Here is a 15,126-nt window from a genome sequence, read left to right as displayed (position 1 = left end):
TCATGGGCTCCAATCTGGAATTCGCACGGTTTCCGGCGCCCGACGGGGTGAACGGATGGTGGGAGAGCCTGCCGCCCGCGCAGGACGCCCGCACCGTCACGTCCGACTGCCGGTTCGACTGGGTGGTGGTCGGCGGGGGCATCACCGGGCTTTGCGCGGCGCGCCGGCTCGCGGAGCTTGCGCCCGGTGCGTCCGTCGCGCTCGTGGAGGCCGACCGGATCGGCCGCACGACGGCCGGGCGCAATTCCGGATTCTTCGTCGACCTGCCGCACGACATCAGCAGCGAAAGCTACTCGCGCAGCATCGACGAGGATCGCGCCGATGTGCGGTTTCAGCGGCACGGGATCGACTATGTGCGCGAGATCGTGCGGCGCTTCGGCATCGATTGCGACTGGCGCGACGACGGCAAATTCCACGCGTCGGTCAACCCGAAGGGCGCGGCCGCGCTCGCGCATTTCGCCGATGGGTTGTCGCGCATCGGCGAAGCGTTCGAATGGCTCGATCAGGCCGGGATCCGGGCCGTGACCGGCACGGACTTCTATACGGGCGCGCTGTTCACGCCGGGTTGCAGCACGGCGCAGCCGGCCGCGCTGATGCGCGGGCTGGCGGCGACGCAACCGGACAACGTGACGGTGTTCGAGCTCAGCGCGGTGACGCGCATCGAGCATCGCGGCGACACGCGCGTGCTGCATTTCGCCGGCGGCAAGATCGTCGCGAAGCAGGTGATCCTGTGCACGAACGCGTACGCGGCGACCTTCGGCATGCATTCGAACGGCTTGCTGCCCGTCTACACGTTCGCCTCGCTCACGCGCGCGATGAACCCGGACGAAGTGGCGAAACTCGGCGGCACGCGTTCATGGGCGCTGATTCCGGCCGACCCGATGGGCACGACGGTGCGGCGCCTCAGCACCGATCGCATTTGCGTGCGCAACCATTTCGCGTTCCGGCCGGACGTGAAGGTGTCGCAGGCCGATCTCGCGAAGTCGCGGCATCTGCATCAGCGCTCGTTCGAGCGCCGCTTTCCGATGCTCCGCGGCGTCGAGCTGGAATATACGTGGGGCGGGCCGCTGTGCCTGTCCGCCAACAACGGCGCGCTGTTCGGCAAGCGCGCCGACGGCCTCTACGAAGCGATCGGCTGCAACGGCCTCGGCCTGAGCCGCGGGTCGTCCGCCGGCAAGCTGATCGCCGAGTACGCGCTCGGCGAATCGAACAGTCTCGTGCAGCAGTTGCTCAAGCAGCCGCATCCGCGTCCGCTGCCGGTTCGACCGATCGTCGACCTGGCCGTGTCGGCGACGATCTGGGCCAAGGAGCTCTCGGCCGGTGCCGAACTTTGATTATTGAGGAAACGACATGACGAACCATCAGGACTGGAAACAGAAGGCGAACGCGTTGTCGCTCGACGGTCGCGCGTTCATCGCGGGGCAACGCAGCGCGGCGTCGTCGGGCGAGACGTTCGCCACGCTCAACCCCGCAACCGGCAAGGTGCTCGCCGAGGTGGCGCGATGCAACCAGCGGGACGTCGACCGGGCGGTCGCGGCCGCGCGCGACGCATTCGAATCGGGTGTCTGGTCGAAGGCCGCGCCCGCGCACCGCAAGGCGGTGCTGCTGCGCGTCGCGCAACTGATTGACGAGCATGCGGAGGAACTCGCGCTGCTGGAGGCGCTGGAAGCCGGCAAGCCGATCGGCGAATGCCTGGCGCTCGATATTCCCGAGTCGGCCGCGTGCATTCGCTGGCACGCGGAAGTGACCGACAAGCGCTACGACGCGTTGTCGCCGTCCGGCGCGGGCGTCGTGAGCATGATCACGCGCGAGCCGATCGGCGTCGTCGGCGCCGTGCTGCCGTGGAATTTTCCCGCGCTGATGCTCGCATGGAAAATCGGCCCCGCGCTGTCGGTCGGCAACAGCGTGGTCGTGAAGCCGGCCGAACAGACGTCGCTGTCTACGCTGCGGATCGCCGATCTCGCGCTCGAGGCCGGCGTGCCGCCGGGTGTGTTCAGCGTCGTCACCGGCTTCGGCAGCGAGGCCGGCGAGGCGATCGGCCGCCATCCGGACGTCGATCTCGTCGCGTTCACCGGCTCGACCGCGACCGGCAAGCGGTTCCTGCACTACTCGGCTGATACCAACCTGAAGCGCGTCGTGCTCGAGTGCGGCGGCAAGAATCCGCAGGTCATCTTGCCGGACGTCGCGAACCTCGATGCGGTGGCGGAACAGGCCGTCGCGGCCGCGTTCTGGAACATGGGCGAGAACTGCAGCGCCGGCTCGCGGATCCTCGTCCCATCAAGCCGGAAGGCGGAACTGCTGGAGAAGGTCCAGGCCGTGCTCGCGGGGTGGAAGACCGGCGATCCGCTCGACCCGGATGTGAAGCTCGGCGCGCTGATCGAGCAGAAGCACTACGAGAAGGTGCTCGGTCATATCGAGAAGGCGAAGGCGGAAGGCGCACGCGTGGTATGCGGCGGACGCGCGATCCTCGCCGAGACGGGCGGCTGGTTCGTCGAACCGACGATCTTCGATCAGGTGACGCCCGAGATGAGCATCGCGCGCGACGAGGTGTTCGGGCCGGTCGTCTGCTTCATCGAATACGACGACGTCGACGATGCGGTGAGGATCGCCAACGATACGTGCTATGGGCTGGCCGCGTCGCTGTGGACCGACAACGTGAACAGCGCGCACAAGGTCGCCGCGCGGATTCGTGCGGGCACGGTCACGGTGAACTGCTTCGGCGAAGGCGACCTGTCGACGCCGTTCGGGGGCTTCAAGCAGTCGGGGTTCGGCGGGCGCGACAAGTCCGTCTACGCGCACGATCAATATTGCGAGCTGAAAACCACCTGGCTGAAGCTCGACTGAGCGGGCGCGCCGCGGCAGCGCGGCATGCCGGGTCCGTGCGGCCCCGGCCGGCGCAATCCGCGCAAGCTGCGGCGCGTGTCAACCAACGGCCCGGCTACCTGGCATGACGGCCCCCGCCGGGGCACGCGGTGCGCCGCGCAAATGCGCGGTGGGGCGTGGCATGACGGCCCCCGCCGGGGCACGCGGTTGCGCCGCGCAAATGCGCGGTGGGGCGGCGGCCGGCCGACGGGGCATGCCGGTCCCCCGCCCGCATTGCACTGCCCATCATCGCTTCCGATAATGGCGATGCGGTGCACAATCGATCGACAATAGCGTCATCGTGACGCCGCTTCGGCGGTGCCCCGTTGCCAGCCGCCCGGCTGACTCGCAGCCGCACTATTCTGACAATTGAAAGGTTTGCGATGACACGGCCCGCGGGCAACCGGCGGGCCGCGGACGACGGGTTCTCCGGCGCCGCGTCCGGCCTCCGTTTTGAGAGTGAAAGCCATGTTGAAGAAGCAATTGTTTGCAGACCGACTCCTCGCGCAGATGCCGTCGCTTCGGGCGCTGCGGTGTTTCGTGACGGCGGCGCGCTACGAGAGCTTCACGCAGGCGGCCGAGGTGTTGTGCGTGACGCAGGCCGCGGTCAGCCGGCAGATCAAGGAACTCGAGGATTCGCTCGACGTCGCGCTGTTCGAACGCACCGGCCGACACATCGCGCTGACGGATGCCGGGCGGATTCTCTACAACGCGTCGTACCTGTCGATCATGAACATCGCCGAGGCGGCGGAGGCGGTGCGCCGCACCGACAAGCACGCGCTGATGATCTGCGTGTCGCACACGTTCTCGGCGCTATGGCTGTCGTCGCGGTTGCCGGCTTTTCGCGAGCGGTTTCCGGATATCCGGTTGAACCTGATCGTCACCGAGCACTTCATGGAACTGGACGGGCTCATCGAGCCCGACGTCATCATCACGAAGAACCCGCCGCGCGAGCCCGAGTTCGACGTCGAGCCGCTGTTTCACGACATCGTGTATCCGGTGTGCAGCCCCGCGTTTCACGAACGTCACTTTCATGGCCGGTCGCTGAAGCCGCTGGACCTGCTGTCGCGTCCGACCCTGAACCTGTCGATGCTCGGCCGCGCGCAGGTGTGCGAGCACGTCGACTGGCGCGTGTGGCGCAACTGGTTCCAGCAGGGCGACGGCACCGACACGCTGACCGAGAACAAGTATCTGGAAAGCAACGACTACCGGCTGCTCGTCGCGCAGGCCGAGGCCGGCGAGGGCACGCTGCTGGGCTGGCATCACCTCGTGCACCGGCAGATCGACCAGGGCATCCTGATGCGCCCGGTGCAGGACGTGCTGGTGTTTCGCGATCGCCATCACTATCTGATCACGCACCGGAATGCGCAGCCGCGCCCCGAATATCAGCAGTTCCGGCAGTGGCTGAACGACGAGGTCGGCGTGATGATGCGCGGCTGGCTCGATGCCGGCGTCGAGGTCGAGCAATGACCGACCGGTCCGTCGGGTATTCGATGGGGCGTGCCGTTTGCATCGACGAGCGACAGTCTCCATCGATGTCTCTTAGTTGACCGGCCTTTCCGAGTGAAATGAACCGGCCGGTCGAGCGGCCCGTGAGCCGGTCCCTTATTTCCTGCTGGTCGGCTGGATGCTATTCGCCGTCGCGATGTCGATAGCGGCTGTCGCGCGATATGGCGAACATGTTGGCTGGCGAAAGCCGGGACGATGCCGCCGCGAACGACCGATGCGAAGCTCCGCATGCCGACCGGCGACGCGTGCACGTGGTGCGCGTGGCGGACGGCACATCGGCGCGTTCAATTCAACCCTTCACTATCCATGGCTGCCGTGATGCTTACCCCCATCCAGTCCATCCTGATTGCGAACCGCTCGGAAATCTCGATCCGCGTGATGCGTGCCGCCGCCGAGCTGAACATCCGCACGGTCGCGATCTATTCGAAGGAAGACCGCCTGGCGTTGCATCGCTTCAAGGCGGACGAGAGCTACCTGATCGGTGAAGGCAAGAAGCCGCTCGCCGCGTATCTCGACATCGACGACATCCTGCGCGTCGCGCGGCAGGCGAAGGTGGACGCGATCCATCCCGGCTATGGCTTCCTGTCCGAGAACCCCGATTTCGCACAGGCCGTGATCGACGCCGGCATCCGCTGGATCGGCCCGTCGCCCGACGTGATGCGCACGCTCGGCAACAAGGTGGCCGCGCGCAATGCGGCAATTGCCGCCGGCGTGCCCGTGATGCCCGCGACCGCGCCGCTGCCGGACGATCTCGACGCGTGCAAGGTGCTGGCCGCGGAAGTCGGCTATCCGCTGATGCTGAAGGCGAGCTGGGGCGGCGGCGGGCGCGGGATGCGCGTACTGGAAAACGCTCAGGATCTCGAAACGCTGCTGCCCGTAGCGCGCCGCGAGGCATTGGCCGCGTTCGGCAACGACGAGGTGTATGTCGAGAAGCTCGTGCGCAATGCGCGGCACGTCGAGGTGCAGGTGCTCGGCGATCTGCACGGCACGGTCGTGCATCTGTACGAGCGCGACTGCACGGTGCAGCGGCGCAACCAGAAGGTCGTCGAACGCGCGCCGGCGCCGTATCTCGATCGCGAAAGCCGGCACGCGCTATGCGAATCCGCACTGCGGCTGATGCGCGCGGTGGGCTACACGCACGCTGGCACCGTCGAATTCCTGATGGACGCCGACACCGGCCAGTTCTACTTCATCGAGGTGAATCCGCGCATCCAGGTCGAGCACACGGTGACCGAGATGGTCACCGGGATCGACATCGTGAAGGCGCAGATCCGCATCACCGAAGGCGGACGGATCGGCCTGGCGGAGGACGCGATGGATGCCGACGGCGCGCTCGTCGCGCGCGCGGCCGGCGTGCCGGAACAGCAGGCGATTCCGCTGAACGGCAACGCGCTGCAATGCCGGATCACGACCGAGGATCCGGAGAACGACTTCCTGCCCGATTACGGGCGGCTCACCGCGTACCGCAGCGCGGCCGGCTTCGGCGTGCGGCTTGATGCCGGCACGGCGTACGGCGGCGCGGTGATCACGCCGTACTACGACTCGCTGCTCGTGAAGGTGACGACGTGGGCGCCGACGGCGGCCGAATCGATTCACCGGATGGATCGCGCGCTGCGCGAGTTCCGGATTCGCGGCGTCACGTCGAACCTGCAGTTCCTCGAGAACGTGATCAATCATCCGGCCTTTATCGCGGGCGAAGTGACGACGCGCTTCATCGACAAGACACCGGAGCTGCTCGCATTCGCGAAGCGCGGCGATCGCGCGACGAAGCTGCTGCGCTATCTCGGCGAGCTGAACGTGAACGGCAACGCGGAGATGAACGGTCGCGCGCTGCCGGCGCTGCCGTTGCCCAAACCGGTGCTGCCGAAGATCGATACGGCCGTGGCGATTCCGGCCGGCACGCGCGATCGCCTGCGCGAGCTTGGGCCCGAGAAATTCGCGCGGTGGATGCTCGATCAGAAGCAGGTGCTCTTGACCGACACGACGATGCGCGACGCGCACCAGTCGCTGTTCGCGACGCGCATGCGCACAGCCGACATGCTGCCGATCGCGCCGTTCTACGCACGCGAGCTGTCGCAGCTGTTCTCGCTCGAATGCTGGGGCGGCGCGACGTTCGACGTCGCGCTGCGGTTCCTGAAGGAAGACCCGTGGGAGCGCCTCGCGCTGCTGCGCGAACGCGTGCCGAACATCCTGTTCCAGATGCTGCTGCGCGGCTCGAACGCGGTCGGCTACACGAACTACGCGGACAACGTCGTGCGCTTCTTCGTGCAGCAGGCCGCAAGCGCGGGCGTCGACGTGTTCCGCGTGTTCGACTCGCTGAACTGGGTGCGCAACATGCGCGTGGCGATCGACGCAGTCGGCGAAAGCGGGATGCTGTGCGAAGGCGCGATCTGCTACACCGGCGACCTGTTCGACACGTCGCGTTCGAAATACGACCTCAAGTATTACGTCGGCATCGCGCGCGAGTTGCAGCAGGCCGGCGTGCATGTGCTCGGCATCAAGGACATGGCCGGCATCTGCCGCCCGAAGGCGGTCGCGACGCTCGTGAAGGCGCTCAAGGAGGAAACCGGGCTGCCCGTGCATTTCCATACGCACGACACGAGCGGGATCGCCGCAGCATCCGTGCTCGCGGCGGTCGAAGCAGGCTGCGACGCGGTGGACGGCGCGCTCGACGCGATGAGCGGCCTCACGTCGCAGCCGAACCTGTCGAGCATCGCGGCCGCGCTGGCCGGCGGCGAGCGCGATCCCGGGCTTGATGCGGACCGCCTGCACGAAGCGTCGATGTATTGGGAAGGCGTGCGCCGCTACTACGCGCCGTTCGAATCGGAGATTCGCGCGGGCACGGCCGACGTCTACCGCCACGAGATGCCCGGCGGCCAGTACACGAACCTGCGCGAGCAGGCGCGCTCGCTCGGCATCGATCATCGCTGGACCGAGGTGTCGCGCGCGTATGCGGACGTGAACCGCCTGTTCGGCGACATCGTCAAAGTTACACCGACGTCGAAGGTGGTCGGCGACATGGCGCTGATGATGGTCGCGAACGACCTGAGCGTGGACGACGTGCGCAACCCGGCCAAGGACCTCGCGTTCCCCGAGTCGGTCGTGTCGCTGTTCAAGGGCGAGCTCGGCTTCCCGCCCGACGGCTTCCCGGCGGAGCTGTCGCGCAAGGTGCTCAAGAGCGAGCCGCCGGCGCCATATCGTCCCGGTGACCAGATTCCGCCGGTCGACCTCGACGCGGTACGCACGCAGGCCGAGGCCGCATGCGAGCAGCCGCTCGACGATCGGCAGCTCGCTTCCTATCTGATGTATCCGAAGCAGACGGTCGACTACTACGCGCACGTTCGCGCGTACAGCGACACGTCGGTCGTGCCGACCCCGGCGTTCCTGTACGGGCTGCAGCCGCAGGAGGAAGTGGCGATCGACATCGAGCCGGGCAAGACGCTGCTCGTGTCGCTGCAGGGTCAGCACGCCGATGCGCAGGACGGCATCGTGAAGGTGCTGTTCGAGCTGAACGGCCAGTCGCGTTCCGCGCTCGTCGAGCAGAAGACCGTCGTGCAGGCGGGCAAGGAGCGCCATGGTCTGCAGCGTGCGGATGCGGCGAATCCGCTCCATGTCGCTGCGCCGATGCCGGGCTCGGTGGTGACAGTCGCCGTGCAGCCGGGGCAGCGCGTGACGGCCGGCACGACGCTGCTCGCGCTCGAGGCGATGAAGATGGAAACGCACATCGCGGCGGAGCGTGACTGCGAGATCGCGGCCGTGCATGTGAAGCCGGGTGAGCGTGTCGCGGCGAAGGATCTGCTGATCGAGTTGAAAGACCCGACGCAGTGAGTGTTGCCGTGATGCTGACCGTGCCGGGAATCGCAACGCGCCGGGCTCGCGGCAGGTCTCACACATGGCATCCGCGTGCCGGCTCGGAATGAATCGGTTTGCTCAAGTGTTGTCGATGGATAGAGCCACCGACCTTGTTCAGGACCGAAATGACCTCTCCGACCGAACTGCTGGATGCTTCCGTGGCCGCGTGGCACGCGTCGATCGACGCGTTTTGCCGCTTGCAGGATGTTGGCTTCGTGGAGCGCGGCGCGCATGGAACGAAGGCGATCTACAGTGGCGCGCCCGTGTCCGTGCTGAACGCGGTCATCAGCATGACGCGTCGGCCCGATGTCGACGAAATCAGGCTGCTTTCCGACGCGTTCAGCACGTGCGCAGTGCCGTGGAGCATTCAGACCCGTGATGCGAGCACGCACGCCGACGAGATCGCGCGGATCGCGGACGATCATGGCCTGACACAACGCGTCGCGCTGCCGTTCATGACGAAGCGGCTCGCGCGCGTCGCCGCGCCGGCGAACAGCGACGGGCACGTGGTCGTGCGGCGCGTCACGGCAGCGGACAGCGAACGGTACAACGGCGCGCTTGCCGCGGGCTATGAGGCGCCGGAGGGCGTATTTCGAAGACTGAGCGCGCCGGCCGTGCTGGAAGCGGACGGCATGATGGGCTTTTGGGTGGAGGTCGACGGGATGCCGGTCGCGACCTCGTTCGGCGTCGTGCGCAACGCTCAGGTCGGCGTATTCAATGTGTCGACGCTACCGGCCTATCGGCGACGAGGCTACGCACGGGCTGCGACTCAGGCGGTACTGGATGCCGCGTTCGAGACCGGCGCGCATACCGCGTTTCTGCATTGCACGCCGGCAGGGCGTCACGTGTACGAGTCGATGGGCTTTACCACCGGCGAGGAGTGGCAGGTGTACGTCGGTGGCTGAGTGACGCGGGCGGGCGCACGCGGGAATCGCTCGCGTCGTCCGGGCAGCGCCCGGCGAATTTGCCGGGCGTCGAACGACGCTCATTCCATTGCCGACCGTCAAAGCGATCGCGCTTTCGTCTCCGGCAACAGGAGCACGGCCAACAGCACGACGCCATAGGCCGCGCCCGAAAAGATCGCGATGGCCAGCGCCAGACCGAGCGAATGGCTCAGCATCCCGACGAGGCTCGGGAACAGCGCGGCGATGCCGCGGCCGAAGTTATACGTGAAGCTTTGCGCATTCGCGCGGAAGTTCGACGGATACAGTTCCGTCAGGTAGGCGCCGACGCCGCTGAAGATCCCGCATGAAGAAAAGCCGAGCGGAAAGCCCAGCCACAACATCTGCGCATTCGACAGCGGCAGCGTCAGATACAGGCACACCGACACAAGCGACAGCGCGGAGAACAGCATGAAGTTGCGCCGGCGTCCCCAGAAGTCCGAAAGGTACGCGCCGACGACATATCCGCAGAACGACCCCACGATGATCACGAACAGATAAGCGCTCGTGTTGAGCACGGACAAGTGTCGCTCGATCTTGAGGAAGGCCGGCAGCCAGGTCGACATCGCATAGAAGCCGCCCTGGATGCCCGTGCACAGCAGCGCGGCCAGGACCGTGCGCCGCATCTGCGAACGCGAGAAGATCGCCCACACCGACGGCTGGCTCGCGCCTTGTTTCCGGGCTGCGTCCGCCTGCACGAACACGTCGGGCTCCGGCACGTGCTTGCGGATGTAGAGCACGAGCAGGGCGGGCACGATGCCCACCCAGAACAGGCTGCGCCAGGCGAGCGACTCGGGCAGCACGGAAAACGCGATGCTGTAGAGAATCGCCGCGCAACCCCAGCCGATCGCCCAGCCGCTTTGTACCAGCCCGACCGCCTTGCCGCGATGGGCGGGCGCGACGATCTCGCCGATCAGCACGGCGCCCACCGCCCATTCGCCGCCGAAGCCGAGCCCTTGCAGCGCGCGAAGCACGAAGATCTGCTCGAAGTTCTGCGCGAAGCCGATCGCCAGCGTGCAGACCGAGAACCACAGGATCGTGCCTTGCAGTACCTTGACCCGTCCGTAGCGATCCGCCAGGATGCCGGCAATCCAGCCGCCCACCGACGAGAAAATCAGCGTCACGGTGCTCAGCAGGCCGGCCTTGCCGCGATCGAGGCCCCACAGGTCGATCAGCGAAGCCAGCACGAAGCTGAACACCATGAAGTCGAACGCATCGGTCGCCCAGCCGGCGAACGACGCCTTGAACGCGCGCTTGCCGGCGGGATCGAGTTCCGCGTACCAGGACGAGCCGGATCCGGCCCTGGCCCGCAGTGAGACTTCCTGGGCATTTCTTGTTGGCGTCATCATGTTGTTCGCTGGGTGGGAACGGCGCTATCGGCGCGCGGATGGCGAGTGGTGGGCCGCGAGCGCGACACGCACGACATCCGGCGTGGCCGGGGCCTGGCGGATGCGTACGCCGGTTGCGTGATGGATCGCATTCAGGATGGCCGCGGCCGTGGGCACCAGCGCCGGCTCGCCGATGCCTTTTGCCCCGTACGGGCCGACGGCCGTCGGCGCTTCGATGAAAATCGACTGCACGTCGGGCATATCATGCACCGTCGGAATCAGATAGTCGTGCAGATTGTTGTATCGCCCGGGGTGGTACTTCTCCATCAGCGCCATGCCGATACCTTGCGCCACCGCACCTTCGATCTGTCCTTCGAGCAGCGTCGGATTGACCATTCTGCCGACGTCGTGCGCGGCCACGACCTTGAGCACGCGGACGCGACCGCTGTCGCAGTCCACCGCGACTTCGGCCATCTGCGCGCCGAACGCGTAGGTGGCGTAAGGCGAGCCTTGCCCCGACGCATCGAGCGACGTGGTCGGCGGATCGAAGCTTTCTTCCGCCGCGATGACGTAGCCGTGTGCATCGACCGGCAGCGCCCGGAGATCCAGTACCTTGCCATCGACGGCAACACCGCGCGCATCGGCCGAAATCCGCGCGTCGGATGACGCGCCGGCGAAGGCGAGCAGCCGGTGGCGCAGCGTCGTGCCGGCGAGGAACGCCGCTCGACCGGTAATGAATGTCTGGCGCGAAGCGGACGTGCGACCGCAATCCGGCGTGACCGACGTGTCCGGGCCGACGAAGCGCAGCCGATCGACCGGTACACCTAGCGCATCGGCGGCGATTTGCGGAATCACGGTATTCGCGCCCTGGCCGGCGTCCACCGCACCCTGGTGCAGCACGATCGTGCCGTCGGGCCGGATGCCGAAGCGCACGGTCGACGGGTTTGGCAACGCGGTGTTGCCGCAGCCGTAGAAGAACGCCGCCATCCCGACGCCATGACGCAGGTGGCCCGGCGCCGCCGCATTCAGCGTGGCGACGCGCGCGCGTGCGTCACGCCATGCCGGTCGCAGCGCATCGAGGCAGGCGACGAGCCCCACGCTGTCGTCCAGCACCTGCCCGGTCGGCAGCGTGTCCCCCGGCCGCAGCGCGTTCATCGCGCGGAATTCGAGCGGATCGATGCCGGCCGTGAACGCCAACTCGTCGATGAGCTGCTCCTGGGACATCGTCGTTTGCGGCACGCCGAAGCCGCGGAACGCGCCCGCGGCCGTCACGTGCGTATGAATCGCACGTGCGCGTGCCGCATAGTGGGGAATGACGTACGGGCCGCCGGCATGCACCGGTACGCGGTTGGCGACGGCCGTGCCCCACGACGCGAACGCGCCGGTGTTGAAGTCGGCGTCGAACGTCACCGCATGGAGCCGGCCATCGGCATCGGCGGCCATGCTGGACGTCATTCGGCCGGGATGGCGCTTGGTCGACGTTGCCATCGATTCCTCGCGCGACAACACCATCGCGACGGGCTTGTCGAGATGCCAGGCCGCGATCGCGAGCAGCGGCTGGACCGTCATGTCGAGCTTGCCGCCGAAACCGCCGCCGACCGCGGTCGCCACGACGCGCACCTGCTCCGGCGCGACCGCGAGAATGCGGGCGAGATCGGCGCGATGCGGATGCGGCGCCTGCGTGGACGAATGGATTTCGATCGTGTCGCCCACGCGTCGCGCCCAGCCGGCCTCGGGCTCGAGGTACGCGTGTTCGACGAAACTGGATTCGAACGTTGCGCTCACGACGTGACGGGCGCGTTGCATCGCGCGTTCCGGGTCGCCGCGGCGCACGTGCCCCTCGATCAGCACGTTGCCGGGACGATCAGCGTGCAGCAGCGGACTGTCGTCCAGCACCGCATCGGCGATCGCGAGCACCGGCGTCAGTGGTTCCCAACTTACCGGAAAGCAGTCGAGGTCGAGCGCCGCGATGGCGGCGCGCTCGCCGACCACCAGCGCCACCGCCTCGAGATGGTGGCGCGCTTCCGTCTCGGGAAGGACGGGCTGATCCATGTACGGTGTCGCGACACCGTGCAGGTTTATGCCGGGCACATCGGCGTGGGTGAGGACGCGGTGCACGCCCGGATGGGCGCGCACGAACGCGTCGAGGTCGCCGAACGCAAAACGCGCGCGGTGATGGGGACTACGGACCGCGCGCAGGAACAGGCTGTCGGCCGGATAGCCGTCGGCGCCGAAACGCTGGCTTCCGTCGACCTTTTCCGGGCCATCGAGGCGCGTCAGCGGTACGCCGACGGACGGCCCGTCGGACGGAGGAGGCGTGACGCATCGCGCGGCGGCGCCGCAGCCCGCCTCGGTCACCGCGTCGACGATCTTCTGGTAGCCCGTGCAGCGGCACAGCACGCCGTCGATGGCGGCCCGCGCACTGGCGCGGTCGCTCACCTCGCCGGCGTCGATCGCCGCCGCCGCGGCCGTCAGCATGCCGGGCGTGCAGAAGCCGCATTGCACTGCCTGATGCGCGAGAAACGCGTGCTGCAGGCGGCCGCCGCAGCGCGTACCTTCGGCGAGGCCCTCGACGGTGACGACACGGCGCCCCGCGACCTGTCCGACCGGAATCAGGCACGCGTAGCGCGCGTCGCCATCGACGATCACCGTGCAGCTGCCGCAATCGCCCTGGCGGCAACCTTCCTTGGTGCCGAACTGGCGCAGGTCCGCGCGCAGATGGTCGATGAGCCGCTGCGAGTGGTCCGCTGGCAGGCTTCGCCGCGTACCGTTGAGCTCGAACCAGTCCGGTTCCGGCGAAACCGGCGTGCTGCCGCCCGCGATGGTTTCGCGAACGTCGGCCAGCTGATCAGGCAGTGGATGCGCCACGTGCGTTCTCCTCGATGCAGCATGTGAAAGCGCGCGTGACCGCCAGCCGCGCGAGATGAATGCGATGCAATGCGGTCGCCCGGCAGTCGTCGACCGGAGACAGCTCGACAAGCGGTGCCGCCGAGATCGCGCCGGCCAGTTCGTCGAGCCGCCGGCCCGCGAGTGCCGCCTCGAGCGCCGGCATCCGGCGCGCCACGTCGGATGCGCCGCCGATCGCAACGGCGACCGCGTCGGCCGTGCCGTCCGCACCCACGCGCAATTGCGCGGCGGCCGACACGACGGCGATCGCCGAGCCGTCGCGATTCGTGCATTTGATGAACGACGTCCGGTCGTGCGGGTGTGGTGATGCAAGCAGCACGGCGACCAGCAGTTCGTCCGCGTGCAGCGCGGTCCGGCCGTTGCCGAGCAGGAATTCGGCCAACGGCAGGCGGCGCACGCCGCGCAGGCTCGCCAGTTCGACGCGCGCGTCGAGCGCCAGCAGCGCGGGGATGCCGTCCGCCACCGGCGACGCATGGCACACGTTGCCGCCGATCGTGCCCTGGACGCGAATCTGCCGGGGGCCGACGCAAGCGGCGGCCGCCGTCAGCGCCACGGGCAGCCATGCCGTCCGCGCGATGGCTTCCCAGGTGCTTGCCGCGCCGATGCGGATCATGCCGTCGTGCTGCTCGATGGCGCGCAACGCGTCGACGCGGCTGATATCCACCCATGCCGAGCGGGCGGGCACGAGGCCGATATCGGCGAAGGCATCGGTGGCCCCGCACACGATGCGCGGCCGCGGCTGTGCCGCCAGCCGGCCGAGCACTTCGTCGATGGTGTGGGCGCGAAGATAGTTCATCGAAACGGGGCCTGCATCTTGATGGTCACGAGGGTCGACATGGGCGCCGGCACACGCTCAATCATCGATCGACGCATCCTTGCGGACCACCCGCAGCACGCTGTCGATCACGAATGTTTCCCAATGGCGCACGGCATCCGGCGCGTTCAGCTCCTCCCCGAGGAACGCGGACAACGTATACAGGTTCGACGTATAAAAATACGCGGTCGAGATGATCAGCAGGAAAACATCGCGCGCCCGGAGGCCCGTGCGAAACAGGCCTTGTTCGACGCCGTTCTCGAGAATCTTCGCGATGATCTCCACCGCATGCGACGAGTACTCGCCCCGGCGCTCGAGCTTGGACAAGTGCTTGCCCTTGTGCAGGTTCTCCGTGTTGAGCAGCGTGATGAAATCCGGATTGCGCCAATAATAGTCCAGCTTGAAGCGAATCACGGACTTGAGCGCTTCCACGGGGTTCGAAGCATCCGGCGCCATTTTGAGCTCCGCCTCGTCCATCCGTCGATAGATGCCTTCGAGCACCGCAACGAACAGCCCCTCCTTGCTCCCGTAGTAGTAATAGATCATCCGGTCGTACGACTTCGCCAGCCGCGAAATCCTTTCGACGCTGCCGCCTTCGTAGCCGTAGCGCGCGAAGACCTTGGTCGCCGCGTGCAGGATCTTGTCGCGGGTTTCCTGCGCCGCCGCCTCCCGGACACCGGTTCCACGCACAGTCTTGCCTTTTGCTGCTTGAGCCATACCGTTCCTATGGCGGCCGCCAACCGGGCCATGCCGCCTGAAAAAACTTGCACGGGCGGCGTTCCCGCAAACTTTCGTACAGGGAACGCTACATGAACTTCGAATTCTACGGAACTCTTCTCGTGTCCGCAACCTGACATAAATTCATCGTAGATTCAATGGCTTGCATACGAACTACACGGCCGATCCCGCACCG

General features: G+C 67.1%; 9 protein-coding genes. 5 read left to right on the top strand and 4 right to left on the bottom strand.

Annotation, left to right across the window (positions count from 1 at the left end; genetic code table 11):
* Nucleotides 1–2 precede the first annotated feature (2 nt).
* The 5 genes from ACP26O_RS30225 to ACP26O_RS30205 all read left to right on the top strand — a co-directional run bounded on the left by ACP26O_RS30225 (nucleotide 3) and on the right by ACP26O_RS30205 (nucleotide 9,128).
* A complete protein-coding gene (locus ACP26O_RS30225) occupies nucleotides 3–1,334 on the top strand; it encodes an NAD(P)/FAD-dependent oxidoreductase (protein WP_175664608.1) in 1,332 nt (443 codons plus the stop codon).
* 16 nt (nucleotides 1,335–1,350) lie between these two features.
* Nucleotides 1,351–2,844: an aldehyde dehydrogenase gene (locus ACP26O_RS30220; RefSeq protein ID WP_175664609.1), complete on the top strand. Its 1,494-nt coding sequence runs from the start codon at nucleotides 1,351–1,353 to the stop codon at nucleotides 2,842–2,844.
* Between the two features lie 486 nt (nucleotides 2,845–3,330).
* Complete coding sequence (locus tag ACP26O_RS30215; RefSeq protein WP_126223839.1) at nucleotides 3,331–4,332, top strand: LysR substrate-binding domain-containing protein; 1,002 nt, start codon at nucleotides 3,331–3,333, stop codon at nucleotides 4,330–4,332.
* A gap of 345 nt (nucleotides 4,333–4,677) precedes the next feature.
* Nucleotides 4,678–8,199 carry a pyruvate carboxylase gene (locus ACP26O_RS30210; protein ID WP_175664610.1) on the top strand — a complete coding sequence of 1,174 codons (3,522 nt, stop codon included), beginning with the start codon at nucleotides 4,678–4,680 and terminating at the stop codon, nucleotides 8,197–8,199.
* Nucleotides 8,200–8,348: 149 nt separating this feature from the next.
* Nucleotides 8,349–9,128 (top strand): GNAT family N-acetyltransferase, encoded by a 780-nt coding sequence (locus ACP26O_RS30205; RefSeq protein ID WP_175661118.1) that lies wholly within the window; start codon nucleotides 8,349–8,351, stop codon nucleotides 9,126–9,128.
* A gap of 98 nt (nucleotides 9,129–9,226) precedes the next feature.
* Here ACP26O_RS30205 and ACP26O_RS30200 read toward each other — a convergent pair whose 3' ends face one another.
* Genes ACP26O_RS30200 through ACP26O_RS30185 form a run of 4 tightly spaced genes read right to left on the bottom strand, consistent with a single transcriptional unit; the run spans nucleotide 9,227 to nucleotide 14,930 of the window.
* Complete coding sequence (locus tag ACP26O_RS30200) at nucleotides 9,227–10,510, bottom strand: MFS transporter (RefSeq protein WP_175664611.1); 1,284 nt, start codon at nucleotides 10,508–10,510, stop codon at nucleotides 9,227–9,229.
* 27 nt (nucleotides 10,511–10,537) lie between these two features.
* On the bottom strand, nucleotides 10,538–13,360 hold the full coding sequence (locus ACP26O_RS30195) for a molybdopterin-dependent oxidoreductase (RefSeq protein ID WP_175664612.1): 2,823 nt from the start codon (nucleotides 13,358–13,360) through the stop codon (nucleotides 10,538–10,540).
* Nucleotides 13,341–14,195 carry an FAD binding domain-containing protein gene (locus ACP26O_RS30190; RefSeq protein WP_175664613.1) on the bottom strand — a complete coding sequence of 285 codons (855 nt, stop codon included), beginning with the start codon at nucleotides 14,193–14,195 and terminating at the stop codon, nucleotides 13,341–13,343. The genes ACP26O_RS30195 and ACP26O_RS30190 overlap by 20 nt, the downstream gene beginning before the upstream one ends.
* 57 nt (nucleotides 14,196–14,252) lie before the next feature.
* The gene (locus ACP26O_RS30185; RefSeq protein ID WP_126223833.1) at nucleotides 14,253–14,930 is read right to left on the bottom strand and encodes a TetR family transcriptional regulator; all 678 of its coding nucleotides are present in this window, start codon (nucleotides 14,928–14,930) and stop codon (nucleotides 14,253–14,255) included.
* Between the last annotated feature and the right edge of the window lie 196 nt (nucleotides 14,931–15,126).

Source organism: Burkholderia sp. R-40 (assembly GCF_049942845.1).
Lineage (GTDB): Bacteria > Pseudomonadota > Gammaproteobacteria > Burkholderiales > Burkholderiaceae > Burkholderia > Burkholderia ambifaria.
This window is presented reverse-complemented; position numbering and strand designations above follow the sequence as displayed.